A 19,680-nucleotide genomic window follows, 5' to 3' on the forward strand; every position below is an offset into this window, starting at 1 on the left:
AGATGCTTTGGGCGATGGGGCGGTGTCTCAACCTTCTCACAAGCGGCAAGGGGTCTTTTGGTGATATGCTGTCTCTGAACTGAACGCACTCCTTGCCTCCGGCATGAGGAGGGTCCAATGCAGGAACGACCATCTGGCGAGCGGACGCATTGGACACCTGTGTTGCGTATCCTGGGTGCGGCGCTGGCCGTCTGCTTGCTGCTGGTCGGGTCCGTTGCTTCTTCCGCCCCGCTTGCGTCCTGCGAAGGGGTGGGAGAAGAGATTCGTAATCACTACGAAAGCCGCCTCGACAGACTTTCCCTCAGCAAGCAAAGGCATTTTTCGCAGCGCCTCTATCGAATTACCGGAAACGAGGAGTACATCCCATGGAACCTGCCTTACGCCAGGCAGCTTCTCGGGGAACTGCGGGTCGACATAGCAGGGCTGAACGTGCCGGGCTATGCGCTCGTGCGCAGCCGGCAGGTGGTAGAGGATTACGGGACGCGCACGGAGAAGCAGCGGGCTCGCAAGAAGATGCTGGGGGAATGGGGCGAGATCGCCTATGCCAAGAACTTGGCCTTCCGTTTGGTCCAGGCGAGATACTATGGCCTGCTGGATGAAGCTTTCCTGCCCGGTTATGAGCGGGCGCTGGATTACTTGGCCTCCCTGGATTTCCAGTCGTTCCTGACCGATCCGGAGGTGCTCAGGGTTTATTCCGCTCAAGTGGCCAATCAGCTCTATTACCTGCACGAACTTGGAGTGGCAGATTATAGAGAACAGGTTATGGCGGCTTTCCGGGGACGCTATCCGTCATCGCGGGACGCTGAGTTGAGCAAGGCCGAGTACAGGAACAAGATCTACGGCATGACCCATTTCGTCATCGCCGCCAGCCGCTATTACCAACAGCCTGTCGATAGCGCGGAGTTTTCCTGGGTGCTCAAGGAGTTCGAGGTAAATCTCGAGCGTATTCTCCAGCGGACCAAGGAGGACATCTATACCGAAGTTGCGCTCAGTTTCCTGTTGGCGGAGATGAGCGGCCATGAAGCGGTGGAGCGTATCAAACTGGAGCTTGCCGAGAGCTACGATCCCCACGTACGCATGATTCCCTCTGAGGAAGGAGTGATCAAGGGCCTGGCCGCCGGCGAGCACCGCAATGTTCTGGCGATCATGCTGTTTTGTTGGCCCGATCAGCTTCACGCCGGCCCGGACCTGTCCGGGTTACTTCCTCATCAGTCTGAATAATCCGAATGGGACTCAGTCAGCTTCCCCGCCGACCAGATGGTCCAGGGGCAGGGTGTGGCGGGTGATCGGGGACTTGATGACGATGTAGCTGAAGTACTTCTCGATCCCGATCTTGCGGTCCAGCAGGTTTTCCATCAGCTGCTGATAATCCGACACGCTGCGAGCCACGAACTTCAGCAGGTAATCATAGCCGCCGCTGACCAGGTGGCATTCCATGAGTTCCGGGACCTGGCGGATTCCGGCCTCGAAGCGCACGAAGTCCTCGCGCCGATGATCGCGCAGGGTCACCTCGGTAAAGACGGTAATGCAGTCGGCCAAGCGTGACAGGGCAATCTGTGCGCCGTAGCCGGAAATGTACCCTGAAGACTCCAGCCGTTTGACGCGCTGCAAGCAGGGACTCTGGGAGAGCCCGACCGCATCGGCGAGCGCGGCGTTGGTCATGCGCCCGTTGTCCTGGAGCTGTACCAGGATCTTCAGATCGATGCGGTCGAGTTTTCCGGTTCGGCTCATACTGTCAAAAGAGACAAGGACTCAGCCCCGAAGCTCTTCCTGATGGGCCTTCACGAGATCCGCCATGCTGTTGAAGGTAAAGGCACAGCTGGGCATCTTGCTTGGGGTCATGGTGGCTCCGAAGCCTTCCTTGTCGTGGCGTCGGTAGATCCAGCAGGAAGTCAGGTCGTTGTTGTCGGCCGGAACATGGTCGTGGAACATGCTCTCTGCCGTGTGCAGGATGTCCTTCTTCTCGATACCGAGGCGACCCAGCTGCTCCAGCATGTAGTCGAAGTTGCGCTGGTTGGGCTTGTAGGAGCCCATGTCCTCGGCGGTGTATATGGCGTCAAAATCGACCTGCAGCTTGCGTCGCGCGCCCTCGAAGGAGGCGTTGTCGACGTTGGACAGGATGACCAGCTTGTAGTACCGCTTCAGGTATTGCAGGGCGCCGGCGCTGTCCTCGAATGTCGGCCAGTCGGGCACCGAATTTCCATAGGACATGCATTCGTCCCAGGACACGTTCAGGCCCCATTCCTCGGCCAGGCGCTTGTAGACCACGGCCAGAAGCTCCGGATATTTCTTGGCCGGAGTCTGTTTCTGGGCATGGGATTCATGAAAGGCATGCGCCTCCAGGATCTCGTTGTGGCTGGGTTTCTTCTCCAGCCGGTCGACCAGCGGCTTCGTGCCGGCGATCATGGCACTCTCCCAATCGACCAGGGTGCCATAGCAGTCGAACGTGAGTACCTTGAAATCAGTCAATCGCATCTCTTACCTCCGGTATGTCCAGGATGTCGTTGAGGGTCTTGGTCAGGCGTTCGGCCATCAGGTCCACCTCGTCCAAAGTGATGGACAGGGGCGGGGCCAGCCCGATGATGTCGTCGGCAAAGGCACGGAAGATCACGCCGTTGGCATAGCCGTGTTTGGCCAGATACTTGGAAAGGCCAAGTTCCGGGGCCGGCTTCGTCTTCTCGGCCTTGTCGGTAACCAGTTCAATGCCCGCCAGCAGCCCGCGGGAGCGCACGTCTCCGACCAGCGGGTGGTCCGCAAGTTCCGTCAGTCTCTGGGCGAAGCGCTCGGCACTGCGCTGCCCGTTGGCGAGAATGCCGCCCTCGGTGTAGAGCCGCAGGACTTCCAGGCCCACGGCCGCAGAGACGGGATGGCCGGAATAGGTGAAACCGTGTCCCACAGGGGCATTCGTTTTCGCGTTGTCGGCGATGGCCCGATAGAAGGGTTCCGAAAGCAGGACCGCGCCCATGGGCGAATATCCGGCCGTCAGCCCCTTGGCCAGCGTCATGATGTCCGGGGTGACCTCTTCGCCCTCGCAGGCAAACATGGGACCGGTACGCCCGAAGCCCGTGATCACTTCGTCGGCGATGAAGAGGATGTCCAGACGGTGGCAGGTATCGCGCATGGCCTTGAGCCACCCTGTTGGGGGCACGATAACGCCGCCGGAGCCCTGAATCGGTTCCGCAATGAAGGCCGCAACCTTGTCGGCACCCAACTCCTCCACCTTGGCTTCCAGTTCGGCGATGCTGTCCCGGATGACCCTGTCCGGGTCTCCGCCTTCGGGGTGGCGATAGGGGTAAGGGGAAGAGATGTAATGCTGCCAGGGCAGCGGCAGGTCGAAGCCCTCGTGGAAGACGGGCAGGGCAGTCAGGCCCGAGCCCACGGAGGAAGAGCCGTGATAGCCGCGCTTGAGCGAGATGAAGTGCTTCTTCTCCGGCTGGCCGGTGAAGTTGTAGTAGGCGCGCACCAGCTTGACGGCGGAATCCACGGCGTCGGACCCGCCCAGGGTGAAGAAGGCGTGGTTCAGGTCGCCCGGAGCCAACTCGGCCAGGCGTGCCGCCAGGCGAATGGCCGGTTCGCTGGAGAAGTGGAAATAGCCCGTGGCGTAGGGCAAGCGCCGCATCTGTTCGGCGGCGACCTCGACGATGCTCTCGTGACCGTAGCCGACATTGACACACCAGAGACCGGCAAAGGCGTCCAGGGACTCATGCCCTGCGCTGTCTGTAACAAAGACGCCTTGGGCCTTCTGCAGGACTGTCGCGCCGGTTTCCTCATGGCCGCGCCAGGATATGACTGGATGGACCAGATGGTCTCGGTCGAGTTCGATCAGGGAATTGGAGAGCATCGGGAAATCTCCTTCTGTGATATCGGCCAAGCATAGGCCAACAATGCAAAACAGTTTGCTGAAGTCGGGTGCGCAAAACGCAGCCTCTGTGCTTCAACGCACCCTTCTCCGCATCTCTTGCCGTTCAGTCTGAACCGGCCCCTAGATTGAATCTTCGGGTATCTCGGTCGCGTGGATTCCGCGTGTCGAAGGGGAAAGCGCGGCCAAGGTCTGGGAGACGCGATTGCGAAACAAGGTGTTGTGCTCTCCTGCCAGTTCTTCTGCCTTTTCAGCCTCGCGATTTCGGATGGCCTCGAATATCTGGCGATGATCTTCCACTGTACGCTCCAGATGGGGCTTGAGGGGTGGAATCTCGCCGTAGTGTTCGCTGTAGCAGACGCGGATGATGCGCAGGCCCTCGCACATCACGCGATTGTAGGCGTGCTCCAGGAAGGGGTTCCGCGCTGCCGCCGCAATGGCAAGGTGAAAGCGGTGGTTGGCTTCCGTCAGGTTGAGGCTGGCCTCATCCGCTGCGTGGACCTCGAAGCTCTTCAGCTCCTTCTCGATCTGGGTGAGGTCCTCGGGTTCGTGGCGAATGGCGGCCAGCTTGGTGATGGCCCGCTGAATCAGGTCCAGGGCCTCGAAGAAACTGCGCAAATTGGCCAGGTCCAGGGGCGCGACGCGTGCTCCGCGTCCTCGCTGGATCGTCACCAAACCCTCTGAAGCCAGGCGAATCAGCGCTTCGCGTACGGGGGTCCTGGAGAGATGCAGTAAAGCGACCAGGTGGCCTTCCTCCAATTCCATACTTGGCGGAAACTCAAGGCTAAGGATACGTCGACGAATTTCCGAGTAGGCCCTTTCAGCGCCGCCAAGGGAATTTCCGCCGTTCTTCCCTTCGGATGCTGCGTTTTTCTCCTTCGAACTCAATGTCCTCTACCTCCCAAGCATCACTGTGCCCGACTATCCGGGAATCGAGCCATTCCGTCCAGTGACAGGCCTTCTTGACGTTGTGTATACTTGAAGTATATGGTTTGTCACCAGAACGCGAAAGCAACAAAACAAGGGGAAAGCCCCATGGAGATGGATGAGCCTTCCACGAACTGGGTGGTCGGTGTTGATGTCGGTGGGACCTTCACGGATTTCTATGCCTTCGAGCGATCCAGCAAGACAATTCGTGTGCACAAGACGCCCTCAACGCCGGACAATCCTGCCAACGCTATTATAGCGGGACTGGAGCATCTTGGCGAAAGCGGTTCTGTTCCCCTGGAAGCTGTAACGCGACTTGCCCATGGAACGACGGTTGCAACAAACGCACTGATCCAGCGCAAGGGCGGTACCGTGGCCGTGGTGACGACACGGGGCTTTCGCGACCTCCTGGAAATCGGACGTCAGGTTCGCCCGAAGATGTATGACCTGAAAGCCGATTATCCGCCTCCTTTGGCCAATCGCGAACACCGCTTCGAGATTACAGAGCGCATTGGTGCAGAAGGTGAAATCATCACACCCCTGGATGAGTCTGAAATCGATGCGCTGGTGGAGCAAATCCGCGCCATCAATGCCCAGGCCTGTGCCGTATGCCTGCTCTTCTCCTATGCGAATGCCGAGCATGAACAACGCATCGGAGAAATCCTTCGGGCACGGCTGCCGGATGTCGCCATTTCCCTTTCCAGTGAGGTGCAGCCCGAATTCCGAGAGTTCGAGCGTTTCTCGACCACATTGCTGAATACCTACCTGCAGCCCGTGCTGAATAGCTACATGAACCATCTCGAGAACGAGTTGGCGCGGCTGTCTCCCGATGCACATGTCGGCATCAATCAGTCCAGTGGTGGCCTGATGTCCATCGAGCGAGCGCGCTCCTTCCCGATTCGCACCGCGCTTTCGGGTCCGGCGGCGGGGGCCATGGGGGCCATTCATGTGGCAGAGCTGGCCGAACGCCCGGATATCATCACGCTGGACATGGGGGGAACGAGCGCAGACGTAGCCCTGATCCGCAACTATGAAGCAGGTCTTTCCTTTGAACGTGACGTGGCTGGCTTTCCCGTCCGTCTGCCGATGGTGGATATCAATACCGTCGGTGCGGGGGGAGGCTCGATCGCCTGGTTCGACCGTGATGGCCTGGTCAAGGTGGGGCCGCTCAGTGCCGGCGCTGTCCCGGGACCTGCCTGTTACAGCCGAGGGGGAACGGAGCCTACAGTCACCGATGCCAATGCGGTCCTCGGACGCCTGTCCGTACGCGGGCTTCTGGATGGCGCAATGACCCTCGACGTCGAGGCGTCACGGAAGGTCATCCAGCCACTTGCAGACCAGATGGGTTTCAGCGTCGAAAAGACCGCCCAGGGCATGCTGGGGATTGTCACGGCCAATATGGTTCGCGCGATTCGTGCCATTTCCGTGGAGCGCGGCCATGATCCGCGCGACTGTACTCTGATGCCATTCGGCGGTGCCGGACCCCTGCATGCAAATGCCGTGGCAAAGGCTTTGGGCGTGAGCGAGGTTATCGTGCCGCTTTCGCCGGGCATTCTCTGCGCACAGGGGCTGGTGGTTGCCGATCTGAAAGAGGATTTCGTGCGCAGCCATCGTGCGCCTCTGACACAGGAGAGCCTGGCTGCACTCCAGGATATCCTTGATGATCTTGTCGAGGAAGCGCAGCGCTGGTTCGAGCATGAACAGATTGCCCCTAAACAAAGACGCATACAGCTTAGCCTGGATATGCGCTATATCGGTCAGAACTTTGAATTGCGCGTTCCAATCGATATTGACGAAAGCAATCCGAAACTGCCGGATGCCGAACAATTGCATAAGGCCTTCTTCCGAGCTCATGAGGCCAATTATGGCTTCCACAATCCCGATGATCCCGTGGAAGCCGTGAACCTGCGCATGACCGCACGTGGGGAACTGCCCTCACTGCCGATTCCGCCCGTGCCGGAAGGGGCCTCGAGTTCCCCCGACCCCGTGGAGCGTCGTCCCGTCTGGTTCGAGGCGGAAGAAGCCGTGGAAACACCTGTCTATCGCCGCACGGACCTGGCGCCCGGTTGCCGTATCGAAGGCCCGGCCGTGATCGACCAGTTCGACGCCACATTGCTTGTCTATCCTGGTGACGTGGCCCGCGTTGACGATAGCCTCAGTCTGATCCTGGAGCTTGCCAAATGACCACAGACAGCCTTGCTTCGGATGCCGTCCGGCGCGAATTGGACCCGATCACACTTGAGATCATCTCCAATGCCTTGCGTTCCGTGGCCGATGAAATGTTCGCGGCCCTGATGCGCAGCGCCTATTCCACGAACATCAAGGAGCGGCATGATCACTCCACGGCGTTCTGCGACCGGGCGGGTCGCCTGATCGTCCAGGCGGATCAGTCCTTGCCGATCCACATAGCCTCAATGACAGGCCTCATGCAGACGCTGCTGAGCAAGTATGACCTGTCGGAGATCGAGGAGGGGGATGTGTTCGTAGCCAATGACCCTCACGTGGCCGGCGGCACGCATCTTCCCGACATCAATCTGGCCGAGCCGGTTTTCGTCGAGGGCGAGTTGCTGGGATTCATCTGCAACATCGCTCACCATGCTGACGTCGGCGGCATGGCACCGGGTTCCATGGCCGGCGGCATGTCCGAAATCTACCAGGAGGGCTTGCGCATTCCCCTGATCCGGCTGTTCCGAAAGGGTGAGCTGCAGCGCGATCTCTTCGACCTGATGCTGCTGAATGTGCGTATTCCCGAGGAACGGCGCGGCGACTACTATGCCCAGATCGCGGCCTGCCGGCTGGGCGTGCGGCGCATGAAGGAGATTGCGGGGCGCTACTCTTGCGAGATGCTCAATGCGGCCTTCGACGAGATTGTAAGCCGCACGGAATTTCGCATGCGTGAGGTTCTCAAGGAAATCCCCGATGGTGTCTATTCCTTCGAGGATGTCATGGACGACGACGGCGTAGGCACAACGGATATTCCCATCCGTCTGACCATCACGGCGAAGGGCGGGGAGTTGACCTTCGATTTCCGCGAGACGGCACCTCAGGTAGCGGGAAACATCAATCTGCCCCGCAATGCCAGCCAGGCGGCAGTGGTTTACGCCCTGAAGGCCCTGCTGGACCCAGAGGTCCCTAACAATCAGGGCATCCTGAATTGCTGCGAGATCCTGACGAAGGAAGGGACGCTTCTGCATTGTGTCTTCCCGGCACCGGTGGCCGCGCGGGCCAACACTTCACAGCGCGTTGTGGATGTCATCATTGGCGCGCTGGCTGACGCGCTGCCCGATCGTGTGGTGGGTGCCGCGAATGGGGCAAATACCACGGCGGTCTTCGCTGGCGTGGATCCGCGCACGCAGCAGCATTACCTCTATTTCGAAACACTTGGAGGCGGCTTTGGCGGACGCGCAGATCGCGACGGCAAGGACGGTGTCCAGGTTCATATCACCAACACCTCGAACCTGCCGATCGAGGCAATCGAGACAGAGTATCCTCTGCGGGTGGAAAGTTATGGTTTCGTCGAGGATTCCGGCGGTGCGGGGCGCTATCGCGGTGGATTGGGGCTGCGCCGGGTCATCCGGCCTGTCGGCCATGACTGCATTTTCAACGGGGCCGGCGAGCGTTTCACGCACCAGCCTTGGGGGGTGTTTGGGGGCCAGTCAGGCATGAGCGGGCGCTTCCAGCACGTCAACGAGGCCGGTGACGTCATGCTTCTGGATGTGAAGCCGTCGGGCATCAAGGTCAGTCGTGACGATGCGCTTGTTGTGGAGACACCTGGAAGTGGCGGCTATGGCGATCCCAAGACACGCGCGCCACAGCAGGTTCGTGAGGACCTCAGCAGTGGAAAATTCTCTGCGGAGTTCATAAGCCGTCACTATGGTGAGGTGAAGGAAACAGAAACCTGATCCGGATTTTTGATTGCGGATTTACCGAGGTCAGGAGAACAATAATCAAAACAAAGATGCAAAACTCAAAGCTGAGAACCGAAAGGGAGCTTCATCGAATGATCAACAAGACACTTACCTCCATACTGGCAGCAGGGGCCGTAACACTGGGGGCCCAGCAGGCCGCCGCCCAGAGCATGTCCCTGGATCTGGCGAACGAGTATCCACCTAGCTCGGTGCACGGCCAGTCTGCTGATATCTTTGCCGATACGCTTCAGCGCCTGTCTGGCGGAGATATCGAGATCAACCTGCATCACGGTGCCTCCCTGGGCTACAAGTCCGTAGACCAGTTTGACGCTGTGGGTGACGGGGCCCTTCCACTTGCCAGCAGCTTCATGGGCCCCTGGGCCGGTATCGATGAGCTGTTCCTCTTGTCCTCTCTACCCTTCCTTGCTTCGACACCGGAGCAGGTCTGGGATCTCTACCAGGCGGCGAAACCCTATTACGAGGAAGTGCTCGAAGAGAACAACCAGATCTTTCTCTTCGCCACGCCCTGGCCACCGAGCGGCCTTTGGGGCAACAAGGCCATAGATTCCATGGAGGCTCTCGAAGGTACCCGCATCCGCACCTATGATTCCAGCGGTACGGTCACGCTGCGTGAGGCGGGCGCGGAACCCATTCAGTTGAGCTGGGCCGATGTGGTCCCACAGCTGAGCACCGGTGGTATTGATGGTGTCCTGACTTCGGCTGACGGTGGTGCCTCGGCCAGTCTCTGGGAGCAGCAGTCCCATTTTACTGAAGTCAATTATGCCAGCCCACTGCAGGTGCTGCACATGAATCGCGACACCTATGAGTCTCTCAGTGACGAGCAGAAGGAAATGGTCGAGAAAGCTGCAGCCGCAGGTGAAGCCTATGGCTGGTGGGTGCTACCGCGCCGGCAGCAGGAGAACTATGCCAAAATGCGCGACAATGGCATGACAGTGATCGAGGATGTCTCCGACGACTATCTCAATAGCCTGAACGCGGCAGCTGAACCGGCTATCGAGGAATGGCGTTCCGGGATGGGTGAACGCGGAGAGGAAATTCTCGAAGCATACCAGGCACGTATCGACGAATAAGTCGAACTTGTGTGTTGCGGGCGGCCTTTCGCTAAAGAAGGCCGCCCCTTTTTTGCCTAAGGAAAGGGGAGCCCGGTGATGCGCTTTTTGCAGACCGCTATCTTCGGCCTTTCACGTGGGGCTGCAGCAATTGCTGCAATCCTTCTTGTCGGCATGGTGCTTCATATTCTGCTAGAGATTCTCCTGCGCGCCTTCTTCTCTACCTCGACCTATGTCCTGGACGAGTTCGTGGGATATGGCGTTGCGGCCGTAACCTTCTTCTCGCTCGGTTATGCACTTGAACACGGTGCTCTCATTCGTGTGAATATCCTGTTATCGCGTGCGCATGGTTGGGTTCGCCGCAGTCTCGAGATTCTGGCATCCTCGCTTACTCTCGTCTTGCTGACCTATTTCGCCTGGTTCTTCTGGATTCGTTTCGAACGAAACTGGGAGCGCGGTACCGTCAGCAGTTCGGTTGCGGAAGTGCCCATCTGGATTCCCGAAGGCATGGTGTTACTGGGGATTTTGCTGTTCTGGCTCCAGATGCTTGCCTATTTGTTACGCATGATTTTGGGACCTGCTGAGCAGGCAGTCCCCTTTGCTCAGACCTATCAGAATGAGCAGACGGTAGAGGCTGTTTCCGGCAAGGGCGATAAGGGGTAATTGGAATGGAAGCTCTGATCGCAGGCCTCGTCATTCTGCTGCTGATTTTCGTTTTTCTTGGGCTGGGCTTCTGGGTCTTCTCAGGCCTCTTCATGGTCAGTATCGGTGGGCTGGTTCTGTTGGAGGGGATGCCCCTGGACAGGATCGGCATCATTGCCACCAATATCATCTACAGCTACTCCTCGGCCTGGGAATTGGCGGCGATCCCGATGTTCATCTGGATGGGAGAGATCATCTTTCGAACCGACCTCTCGGATCGCCTGTTCCGCGGTCTCTCCCCCTTGGTGGATTTCATTCCCGGACGCCTGTTGCACACCAACATAATGGGCTGCACGCTGTTTGCTGCGGTCAGCGGTTCCAGCTCGGCAACCACGGCCACGGTAGGCAAGATTACCACCACCGAGCTGAGGCAAAGAGGATATGATACCAGCCTGACGATCGGGTCTCTTGCCGGGGCAGGCAGCTTGGGTCTGCTGATCCCCCCTTCGATTGTCATGATTATTTACGGGATATTGGCCGAAGTCTCGATTTCCAGGCTTTTTGCGGCGGGCATACTGCCCGGTCTCCTGGTGGCTGCAATCTATTCGTCTTATATCATGGTCCGTGCGGGAATTGACCCAGCTAAGGCGCCCCGCGGCGCCGAGCGGTACAGTCTGGGCGACAGGTTGTGGGGCCTCGTCAATCTTCTGCCTGTGTTCTTCCTGGTGATTATTGTTCTCGGTTCGATCTATTCCGGGATCGCAACGCCTTCGGAAGCTGCGGCCGTTGGTGTGGCTGGTGCCGTATTCGTGACTCTGGTCATGCGACAGTTGACCTGGACTGTCTTTATCGACTCCCTGAAAGGTGCGCTCAAAACCTCCTGCATGGTTTGCAGCATATTGATAGCTGCGGCATTCCTATCGACCGCAATGGGCTATCTGGGGATTCCACGAAACCTGGCTGAGGCGATTGCAGGTATGAACCTGTCTCCGGTCGCATTGATCCTGATCCTCTCCCTTTTCTACATCATGCTGGGTCTTTTCCTGGATGGGATTTCGATCATCGTGATGAGCCTGCCGGTCACTCTGCCGCTGGCGACAATGGCAGGATTCGATCCCGTCTGGTTCGGTGTCTACCTGGTGCTGATGACGGAATTGGCACAGGTCACACCGCCTGTTGGGTTCAACCTGTTCGTGATCCAGGGACTGACCGGGGAGTCCATCGGCAAGGTGGCCAAGGCGGCTTTCCCCTTCTTCCTGTTGATGTGTCTCTCCGTGGCCATCGTTACGATCTTCCCTGAAATTGCGCTCTGGCTGCCGGAGGTATTGTTCGGATGAGTGTTTTGTTGACCGAGTTGGCGCTTGCCTCTGAACAGTCGGGGCAGCCTGATGTCCTGTTCGAGACTGCAGACCGAGTGTTGCAGGAGCGATTCGGGCACAAGCTATTCACCCTCTTGGCCTTCCATCCGGACAGCGGTGAGGTGGAACGTCTCTACAGCAGCCGTCCCGATGCTTTCCCCCTGCAGGGCCGCAAGATGATGGGGCCCACTGAGTGGGGCGCGCGCGTCCTGCACAAAGGGGAGTCCTATCTCGGGCGGACGGTCGAGGACATTCGCTGGGCTTTTCCTGATCATGAACTGATCGCCAGCCTGGGTCTCGGTTGCATCCTGAACCGGCCGGTTGCCTGGAACGGAGACGTGCTGGGTGTGCTCAGCCTGCTTCAGGAAGGAGAGGGGCGTTACAGTGAAGAGGACCTGGAGGCCGCAACGCCTTATACGGCGCTGTTGCTGCCCGGCTACCTGCAACTCAAGACAGATCAGAATAAATGACTTCGGAGAGATGAGAAGATGACAGCGACGATCCTGGCGAACGCCAATGTACTGGACACTGAGGCAGGTGAACTGCTGGGCGAGCGCCATGTCCTGCTGCGCGATGGCAGAATTACGGAAATCTCGCAAAGTCCGCTGAAGGACAGCTCAGCAGAAACTTTGGACCTGAAGGGTCGTACGCTGATGCCCGGGCTTTGCGATGCTCACGTTCATGTAACGGCGATCACACCGGATTTCGCGCTTCTGAAGAAACTCTCGCCCTTCTATGTGGCCGGCCACTCCAACGATATTCTGCGCGGCATGCTGATGCGCGGCTTCACCACCGTGCGCGATGGGGGCGGCGCCGATTACGGCTTGGCCCATGCTGTGGACGAGGATGCGATCATCGGTCCGCGTGTTCTCTTCTGTGGCCAGGCGCTGTCCCAGACCGGTGGCCACGGAGATGTGCGGGGCCGTGGCGAGAATGCCCTGGACGAATGCTTCTGCTGTGCTGGCCTAGGGCGAATCTGCGACGGCGTGCCTGAGGTGCGGCGGGCGGCACGCGACGAGATCCGCAAGGGGGCCACGCACATCAAGATCATGGCGTCCGGCGGCGTTTCCTCGCCGACGGACCGGATCGACAGCACGCAGTTTTCTCTCGAGGAAATCGACGCCATCGTGGAGGAAGCCACCGCCGCCAACATCTATGTGATGGCCCATGCCTACACGGCCCGCGCCATCAACCGGCTGCTGAGCCGCGGCGTCCGGACCATCGAGCACGGCAACCTGATGGATGAGGAAAGTTGCGCGCTGTTCAAGAAACACGGCGGTTTCCTGACACCGACGCTGTCGACCTACAACGCTATCGCGAAGGAAGGCAAGGAAGCCGGTATGCCGGCGGAGCTCCAGGCCAAGGTTTTCGAAGTGGTCGAGTATGGTCTGTCAGCCCTGGAAATGGCTTACAAGACCGGCGTAAAGACGGTTTTTGGTACCGACCTGCTGGGGCAGATGCATCGTTATCAGCTGGGCGAGTTCGACCTGCGCAAGGACATCATGCCGGCCGCGGATCTGATCCGTTCGGCCACCTGCACGGCCGCCGAGGCCCTGCAGCGCAAAGGGGAATTCGGGGTCGTTCGCGAAGAGGCACGGGCCGACCTTCTGGTGGTCGATGGCAACCCGCTTGACGATATCAATGTCCTGACCGATCCGGACAACCGCCTGAAGGCCGTAATCAAGGAAGGCAAGTTCTACAAGAACGAACTGGCCTGAAATCCTGCAGGCAAGGAACGGCGCCCGCCAAAGATCTCGGGGGCGCCGTTTTTTCGTTCAGTCCTGCGCTTCGCCCATATCCGGCTGGGCGGCTGGACCGAACGTTTCTTCAAGCGCCAGTGAAATGGACAGCAAGTCCGCTTCGCTGTCGGCCGGGCACATAACCTGGAAGCCGATGGGCAGGCCGCCGTCCTGACGCGGAAGCGGAATGGTGGCGGCGCAGAGTTCCAGGTAGTTGCCCGGCTGCGTATTGCGCGTCATGGAAAGTGCGAAGGCCAGTCCGGTTTTGGGATCCGACAGGTCCGTAACCGGCAGGGCCTTTGATGCCGTTGTCGGACTGATCCAGCCATCCAGTCCGTCGAAGCGCGCGTGCGCGCTGACTATACTCTCCTCACGACGGTTCTCCAGGGCAACATGATCGATGGCCTTGACCTCGAGCGCGCCTTCGATGCGCCCGGCAATGACGGGATCGATCAAGTGCTTGTTGTCCAGGAACCGCTTGCGTCCCAGACTGGCCAGCAGGCTGACCGGCAGGGAAACGGGGAAATAATCCTCGCGCTCGGGTGCTTCGGGCAGCGTCATGTCCTGCAGCGCCACGCCCGTGCGGGACAACTGGTCCAGGGCCGTGTCCATGGCGTCGGCCACATCCGGCGCCAGGTCTTCGAAGAAATAATTCTCCGGACGTCCGAACAGAAGGGACGGCAGGCGTGCGGGCTGTGCCATCTGGCAGCGCGGATCCTCCTCAGGCATGCCCATGGCCTGGTTGAGGGCGGCAAAGGCGATGGCTGCATCGCGCGCCGTCCGGGTCAGTAGACCCAGGGTATCCAGGTGCGGCGCCAGGGCCAGGCTGCCGTCGTTGGACCAGAGGCCGAAGGTGGTTTTCAGTCCGAACAGGCCGTTGAGTGCGGCCGGCACCCGCACGGAGCCGCCGGTGTCCGAACCGATGGAAAAGGCGCAGAGGCCGGCAGCTGCCGCGACGCCAGAACCGGAACTGGAGCCCCCTGGCAGGCGATGAGTCTCCAGGTCCCAGGGGTTCCAGGGGGTGCCGCGGCTTTCCGAGACCCCTGTAATTCCCAGCGCGAATTCAACCATCTTGGTCTTGCCCAGGATGACGCAACCCGCCTGTCTCAGGGCGCGTACGAAGGGTCCTTCCTCCTGGCCCATCAGGTCCCGAAGCTCCAGCTTCGAACCGCCTGTCGTTGGCATCCCGTCAACGACCAGAAGGTCCTTGACTGCCACGGGCACACCCATCAGCGGCCCCAAGTCGAGCCCGGCTTCACGCAGCTGGTCCATGGCCTGGGCCGTTTTCAGAGCCTGTTCGGCGGCAATGTACTGATAGGAGCCGAGTTGGGGGTCCAACGTGGCAATACGTTCCAGGTAGGCACGGGTTACCGCTTCCGAGGTCATCTCGCCCTTGCGGAAGGCTGTCGCGAAGCCATCCAGGCCGAGTGGCGCAATGGGGTCGGCGGGCAAGTTGGTCATGGAGGAACCTTTCATCCAGTATGGCAGAAGCTTGACAGTCTCATGCCCCTCTGATTGTCTTTTTTCAAGCGCAGTCTAGTTGAACGATTATGGGGCGTCCCTTGTCCAGGGACGTTTGCGCCCAAACAAGAATTGAAACTGGGAGACAATCCAATGAAAAGAATACTGACCGCAGCTATTGCTGCGCCGCTAATGGGATTTGCCCTGCCTGCGGCGGCACAGGTAGAGATTGGCGTCGTCAACAGTCTGTCGGGCAACTTCGCCACCTTTGGCGAACGTTACCTGACCGGCATGGAAGTGGCGCTTGAAGAGGTCAATGCCAATGGCGGCATCAACGGCGAGGAACTCGAGCTGGTGATCCAGGACGACCGTTCCGAGGCACAGAGCGCACTGGCCGCTGTCGAGGACCTCGAGAACGAGGGCGTGCCCCTTATCATCGGCTCGTATGCCTCCTCCATTACCGGGCCAATGGCGCAGCTGATGACGCGCCAGGAAATGCCGCTGATCGTGCTTGGCAGTGCAGACAATTCGATCACCAAGCCGGGATCGGACTGGGTGTTCCGCGCCAAGCACAACTCGACAATCGTGGCCGGTACCTATTTCGACTACTTCGACTACCTGCGCGAAGAACACGGCGAGGATGACCTTCAGACCGTTGCCATGCTTTACGGCAATGCTGCCTGGCCGGTTTCCCTGGCGGAAACGGGCAAGGAGCTTGCCGAGGAGCGCGGATACGAAATTGTCGGAGATGAAGCCTACGACCAGGGCACCAGCGACTTCCGGCCCATCCTGAACAACTTCCGTGCCGAGGAACCCGATATCCTCTACGTCGTTGCCTATGCAGAGGATGGCGTGGCCATTACCCGCCAGATGCGTGAGGTCGGCCTTGATACCAAGGTTCTTGCCATCGATACGGCGGCCGCCCTGCCGAACTTCGTGGAGCAGGTGGGCGATTCCGCAGACTATGTCGCCACGGTGGTCAGCTGGAGCAAGGATGTCCAGTATCCGGGCATTGAGGATCTGACCAACCGGCTGCGCGAAGCCGCGGGTTCGGAACCTTCCTTCTATGAGGCGGAAGGTTATCTCGCATTGATGGTTGCGGCGGATGCCCTGCGCCGGGCGGACTCGCTCGATCGCGATGCCGTGCGCCAGGCCCTGGATGAAACCGATCTGGAAACACCGGTGACCACGGTGGCCTTCGATGATTTCGACGGCTTCAAGAACCAGAACCCGATCCGCAGCCTGATGCTGCAGATTCAGGATGGCGAGCACGTCACGGTTTTCCCGGAGGATCTGGCCGCCGAAGATCCGACCTATCCGAATCCCAGCTGGGATGATCGCTAACCACCGGCACGGCCTCTTCCCTCTGACGGGAGGGATCGTGTGCCCTATTGAGATGCGGTGGGCGGCATGACGTCAAGCGTCTGCCCACCGCATTTTCCTGCCTTCCGGAATCGCAGCGCATGGCTGAACTGGTTTCACTGCTCCAGAATCTATCGAACGGGCTGCTGATCGGCGGTGTCTATGCCATGATCGGCGTTGGTTTGACGCTGATCTTCGGTGTGATGCGGACGATCAACTTCGCCCATGGCGATTTCGTCGTGATGGGCATGTACACGGCCTTCGTCTTCAACATGATTCTCGGTTGGGACCCCTATTTCTCGTTGCTGGTGGCCCTGCCGGCCGGCTTCCTGATGGGTGTGCTCCTGGAACGCGTGGTACTGGCGCCAATCGTGGACAAGCCGCACGAGACCTCGCTGTTGGCCACGCTGGGCATTTCGTTGATCATCGGCAACGCTCTGTTGTTGATCTTCGGCGGGGAGTCCAAATCGGTCCATGTGGACTATGCCTCCATGGCCCTGTCGCTTGGTGAAGTGAAGATATCGGTCATCCTGTTGATCGCCGGTGGCGTCACGGCGCTGGTGATCGGCGGCCTCTACCTGTTGCTGCATTACACGGAATTCGGACGGTCCATACGGGCCACGGCCGAAAACCGCCTGGGAGCAGAGCTTGTGGGCATCAACACACGGCGCATTCAGGGGGCGGTCTTCGGCCTGGGGATGATGTTGGCCATGACGGCCGGCGTTGCCCTGATACCCCTGCTGTTTGCGACGCCAACCGCAACGGGGCCCATATTGACCCTGAAGGCCTTTGTCGTGATTGTCCTCGGCGGCCTGGGACGGGTCGGCGCCGCCGTTGCAGGCGGTCTGGTCCTGGGTATGGTCGAAGTCATGGGCGCGGCCTATATCGCATCCGCCTATCGTGACGCCTATGGCCTGCTCTTCTTCCTGATCATCCTGCTGTTCAAGCCGGAGGGTCTCTTTGGACGCTCGGTGAAACGCGTATGATACGTCATCTGATTGGTTTGCTTGTCCTGCTGGTTGCCGGCCTGGTGTATCCTTGGATCTTTCCCAGTGCCTTGACCGTCGGTGTCACGATTCTGCTGTTCGCCGGCTGGGCAACGGCCTGGGATATTCTGGGCGGTTGGGCCGGGCAGGTCAGCCTGGGCCATGCCTCCTTTGTCGGGATCGGGGCCTATTTTGTTGCCATTGGCGCAACCGAATACGCCCTGGCGCCCTGGTGGTCCATTCTCATGGCCATTGCGGTTGCCGCACTGCTTTCCCTGGCTTGGGGGAGGTTGACCTTCAAGCTGCATGGTCCCTACTTCACCCTTTCGACGATTGCCATTGCCGAGATCCTGCGTCTGATTGCCATCAACGAAGATTGGCTGACAGGCGGCGCAACGGGTGTCTTCATCGACTGGATGCCCACCCCTTTCGGGATCGACCTTTTCGCGCGGGAGGCGCAGTACTACCTGGCGCTCGTTTTTGCCGTCGGGGTGATGGCCACGATCATCTGGATCTCGCGCAGCCGCTTTGGCTATCAGCTGCGCGCCGTGCGGGAGGATGAGAACTCGGCCATGGCGGCTGGCATCGATCCCACGCGCACCAAATTGAAGGCCTTCATGCTTTCTGCGTCTCTTACGGCCGTGGGCGGGGGAATCTATGGAATGATGCTCTCGTTCCTGGAACCGCACATCCTGTTCTATCTGCTGCTGTCGGTACAGATTGCTCTTACCGGCATCATTGGTGGACGGGGGACCATCTGGGGGCCTCTGGTTGGTGCCGTGCTCCTGGTTTCAGCCGGCGAGATTTTCCGGACCAGCTTTGCCGAGGCCAACTTGTTGATCTACGGGATCCTGATCCTGCTGGTCATTCTGTTCCTGCCCAGCGGCATCATTGGCGAGTTCAACCGGCGCCTGACAAGGAGGCTCTATGCCAGACGCGCTCAAGGCTGAGGGGATTACGGTCCGCTTCGGCGGCGTGGTGGCGGTGGACAATGTCTCCCTGTCGCTGCAACCAAAGGGGATCCTGGGCCTGATCGGCCCCAACGGGGCCGGGAAGACCACGCTTTTCAATGCGGTCACCGGGTTTGTCCCGATGGACAGTGGCAAGGTGCGCTTCTTCGATCGCGATGTCAGCTCAGAGCCGCCTTACAAGCGGGCCCAGGCAGGCATGGGACGGACGTTCCAGACCGAACGCCCCTTCGAGGAACTGACGGTGCTTGAGAATGTGCTGGTTTCCGCCTTTCTGAAGGAGCCCCGGCGCAAGGACGCCGAGAAACTGGCCATGGAGATGCTGAAACGTGTTGAACTGGACGATCGCTACGACCAGCCGGCCGGGGACCTGAACCTTGCGCGCCGGCGCCGGCTTGAGCTTGCCAAGGCCCTGGCGATCCAGCCCAGGGTCCTGTTCCTGGACGAGGTCATGGCCGGGCTCAACCCGCCCGCCTTGCGCGAGATGATCGGCCTTGTCCGCAGGCTCAGCCAGGAGGGGCTGGCCATCCTGATGGTGGAGCACATCATGGAAGCCATCATCGAGCTGTCCGACCACGTCATCGTGCTTGCGAGCGGCCAGAAGATCGCCGAGGGCACGCCTCAGGAGGTCACCAGCAACACGCAGGTCATCGAAGCCTATCTGGGAACGGAATGATGTCGCAGCCCATCCTCACTGTCGCGCATGTTGACCTAGGCTATGGCAGCCTGAAGGTCGTCTTCGATTTCTCCCTGCAAGTCGCAGAAGGCGAACTGGTGGGCCTTGTCGGTGGCAATGGCAGTGGGAAATCCACGGTCCTGCGCGCCATTTCGGGCATGATCCGGCCCTGGAGTGGCCAGATCCTCTTCGATGGCAAAGAGGTCTCCGGTGCCAAGCCGCACCAGATGGCCATGCGCGGCCTGGCGCATGTGCCCATGGGGCGTCAGTTGTTTCCCAACATGTCGGTTCACGAGAACCTGATGCTGGGCGCCTATCTGCCGGAGGCGCGGGCCAGGCGTGAGGAAAGCCTTGCGCAAGTCCATGAGCTGTTCCCGGACCTGGCCAAGTACGCGCGTTCGCCTGCCGGCGAGCTGTCCGGCGGCCAGCAGCAGATGGTGGCAATTGCCAGAGCCCTGATGCTGCGGCCGAAGATGCTGATCATGGACGAGCCCAGCTTGGGCCTCTCGCCTATCCTGGTGAAGGAAGTCATGGCCTCAATCAGGCGTGTGTCCCAGACGGGCCTGCCCATCCTGCTGGTCGAGCAGAACGTGAAGCAGGTGCTGGCCGTCAGCGATCGGGCCTATGTCCTGGAAAACGGCAAGCAGGTCCTGGACGGACCCTCCAGGGATCTGGAGGGCGACCCCATGATCAAGAAGGCCTATCTGGGGCTCTGAACCAAGCA

18 protein-coding genes are annotated in these 19,680 nt (G+C 59.8%); 13 read left to right on the plus strand and 5 right to left on the minus strand.

Annotated features, from left to right (window positions below; translation table 11 throughout):
• Positions 1-117 precede the first annotated feature (117 nt).
• A complete protein-coding gene (locus BP38_RS21145; protein ID WP_081816742.1) occupies positions 118-1,221 on the plus strand; it encodes a DUF3541 domain-containing protein in 1,104 nt (367 codons plus the stop codon).
• A 12-nt stretch (positions 1,222-1,233) separates the two neighbouring features.
• Here BP38_RS21145 and BP38_RS0116280 read toward each other — a convergent pair whose 3' ends face one another.
• The 4 genes from BP38_RS0116280 to BP38_RS21150 form a co-directional block, all read right to left on the minus strand.
• Positions 1,234-1,731 (minus strand): Lrp/AsnC family transcriptional regulator, encoded by a 498-nt coding sequence (locus tag BP38_RS0116280; RefSeq protein WP_026988597.1) that lies wholly within the window; start codon positions 1,729-1,731, stop codon positions 1,234-1,236.
• Between the two features lie 21 nt (positions 1,732-1,752).
• Positions 1,753-2,469, minus strand: coding sequence for a haloacid dehalogenase type II (locus BP38_RS0116285; protein ID WP_437124000.1), 717 nt, complete (start codon positions 2,467-2,469; stop codon positions 1,753-1,755).
• A complete protein-coding gene (locus BP38_RS0116290) occupies positions 2,462-3,841 on the minus strand; it encodes an aminotransferase class III-fold pyridoxal phosphate-dependent enzyme (protein ID WP_026988599.1) in 1,380 nt (459 codons plus the stop codon). Before BP38_RS0116290 ends, BP38_RS0116285 begins: the two co-directional genes overlap by 8 nt.
• Before the next feature lie 141 nt (positions 3,842-3,982).
• Positions 3,983-4,747, minus strand: coding sequence for a GntR family transcriptional regulator (locus tag BP38_RS21150; RefSeq protein WP_081816743.1), 765 nt, complete (start codon positions 4,745-4,747; stop codon positions 3,983-3,985).
• A gap of 147 nt (positions 4,748-4,894) precedes the next feature.
• Here BP38_RS21150 and BP38_RS0116300 point away from each other — a divergent pair, with 147 nt between their 5' ends.
• From BP38_RS0116300 to BP38_RS0116330, 7 genes are all read left to right on the plus strand, one after another.
• On the plus strand, positions 4,895-6,970 hold the full coding sequence (locus BP38_RS0116300; RefSeq protein WP_026988600.1) for a hydantoinase/oxoprolinase family protein: 2,076 nt from the start codon (positions 4,895-4,897) through the stop codon (positions 6,968-6,970).
• Positions 6,967-8,688, plus strand: coding sequence for a hydantoinase B/oxoprolinase family protein (locus BP38_RS0116305; protein ID WP_035725631.1), 1,722 nt, complete (start codon positions 6,967-6,969; stop codon positions 8,686-8,688). The genes BP38_RS0116300 and BP38_RS0116305 overlap by 4 nt, the downstream gene beginning before the upstream one ends.
• A gap of 98 nt (positions 8,689-8,786) precedes the next feature.
• A complete protein-coding gene (locus tag BP38_RS0116310; protein ID WP_026988602.1) occupies positions 8,787-9,785 on the plus strand; it encodes a TRAP transporter substrate-binding protein in 999 nt (332 codons plus the stop codon).
• Between the two features lie 78 nt (positions 9,786-9,863).
• Positions 9,864-10,427 (plus strand): TRAP transporter small permease subunit, encoded by a 564-nt coding sequence (locus tag BP38_RS21155; protein ID WP_081816744.1) that lies wholly within the window; start codon positions 9,864-9,866, stop codon positions 10,425-10,427.
• Positions 10,428-10,432: 5 nt separating this feature from the next.
• Positions 10,433-11,743 carry a TRAP transporter large permease gene (locus BP38_RS0116320; RefSeq protein ID WP_026988603.1) on the plus strand — a complete coding sequence of 437 codons (1,311 nt, stop codon included), beginning with the start codon at positions 10,433-10,435 and terminating at the stop codon, positions 11,741-11,743.
• Positions 11,740-12,234, plus strand: coding sequence for a GAF domain-containing protein (locus BP38_RS21160; protein WP_035725633.1), 495 nt, complete (start codon positions 11,740-11,742; stop codon positions 12,232-12,234). Before BP38_RS0116320 ends, BP38_RS21160 begins: the two co-directional genes overlap by 4 nt.
• An 18-nt stretch (positions 12,235-12,252) precedes the next feature.
• The gene (locus BP38_RS0116330; RefSeq protein WP_026988604.1) at positions 12,253-13,482 is read left to right on the plus strand and encodes a metal-dependent hydrolase family protein; all 1,230 of its coding nucleotides are present in this window, start codon (positions 12,253-12,255) and stop codon (positions 13,480-13,482) included.
• Positions 13,483-13,539: 57 nt separating this feature from the next.
• Here BP38_RS0116330 and BP38_RS21165 read toward each other — a convergent pair whose 3' ends face one another.
• The gene (locus BP38_RS21165) at positions 13,540-14,964 is read right to left on the minus strand and encodes an amidase (protein ID WP_035725656.1); all 1,425 of its coding nucleotides are present in this window, start codon (positions 14,962-14,964) and stop codon (positions 13,540-13,542) included.
• 153 nt (positions 14,965-15,117) lie between these two features.
• Here BP38_RS21165 and BP38_RS0116340 point away from each other — a divergent pair, with 153 nt between their 5' ends.
• From BP38_RS0116340 to BP38_RS0116360, 5 genes are all read left to right on the plus strand, one after another.
• Positions 15,118-16,308, plus strand: coding sequence for an ABC transporter substrate-binding protein (locus BP38_RS0116340; protein ID WP_026988605.1), 1,191 nt, complete (start codon positions 15,118-15,120; stop codon positions 16,306-16,308).
• Between the two features lie 119 nt (positions 16,309-16,427).
• Positions 16,428-17,312, plus strand: a complete 885-nt coding sequence (locus tag BP38_RS0116345; protein ID WP_026988606.1) for a branched-chain amino acid ABC transporter permease — start codon at positions 16,428-16,430, stop codon at positions 17,310-17,312.
• Positions 17,309-18,262, plus strand: coding sequence for a branched-chain amino acid ABC transporter permease (locus BP38_RS0116350; protein ID WP_026988607.1), 954 nt, complete (start codon positions 17,309-17,311; stop codon positions 18,260-18,262). Before BP38_RS0116345 ends, BP38_RS0116350 begins: the two co-directional genes overlap by 4 nt.
• Positions 18,240-18,956, plus strand: coding sequence for an ABC transporter ATP-binding protein (locus BP38_RS0116355; protein WP_026988608.1), 717 nt, complete (start codon positions 18,240-18,242; stop codon positions 18,954-18,956). The genes BP38_RS0116350 and BP38_RS0116355 overlap by 23 nt, the downstream gene beginning before the upstream one ends.
• On the plus strand, positions 18,953-19,672 hold the full coding sequence (locus BP38_RS0116360) for an ABC transporter ATP-binding protein (RefSeq protein WP_026988609.1): 720 nt from the start codon (positions 18,953-18,955) through the stop codon (positions 19,670-19,672). Before BP38_RS0116355 ends, BP38_RS0116360 begins: the two co-directional genes overlap by 4 nt.
• Positions 19,673-19,680: the final 8 nt, after the last annotated feature.

Origin of the sequence: Fodinicurvata fenggangensis DSM 21160 (assembly GCF_000686045.1) — a bacterium.
Classification (GTDB): Bacteria; Pseudomonadota; Alphaproteobacteria; order Kiloniellales; family DSM-21159; genus Fodinicurvata; species Fodinicurvata fenggangensis.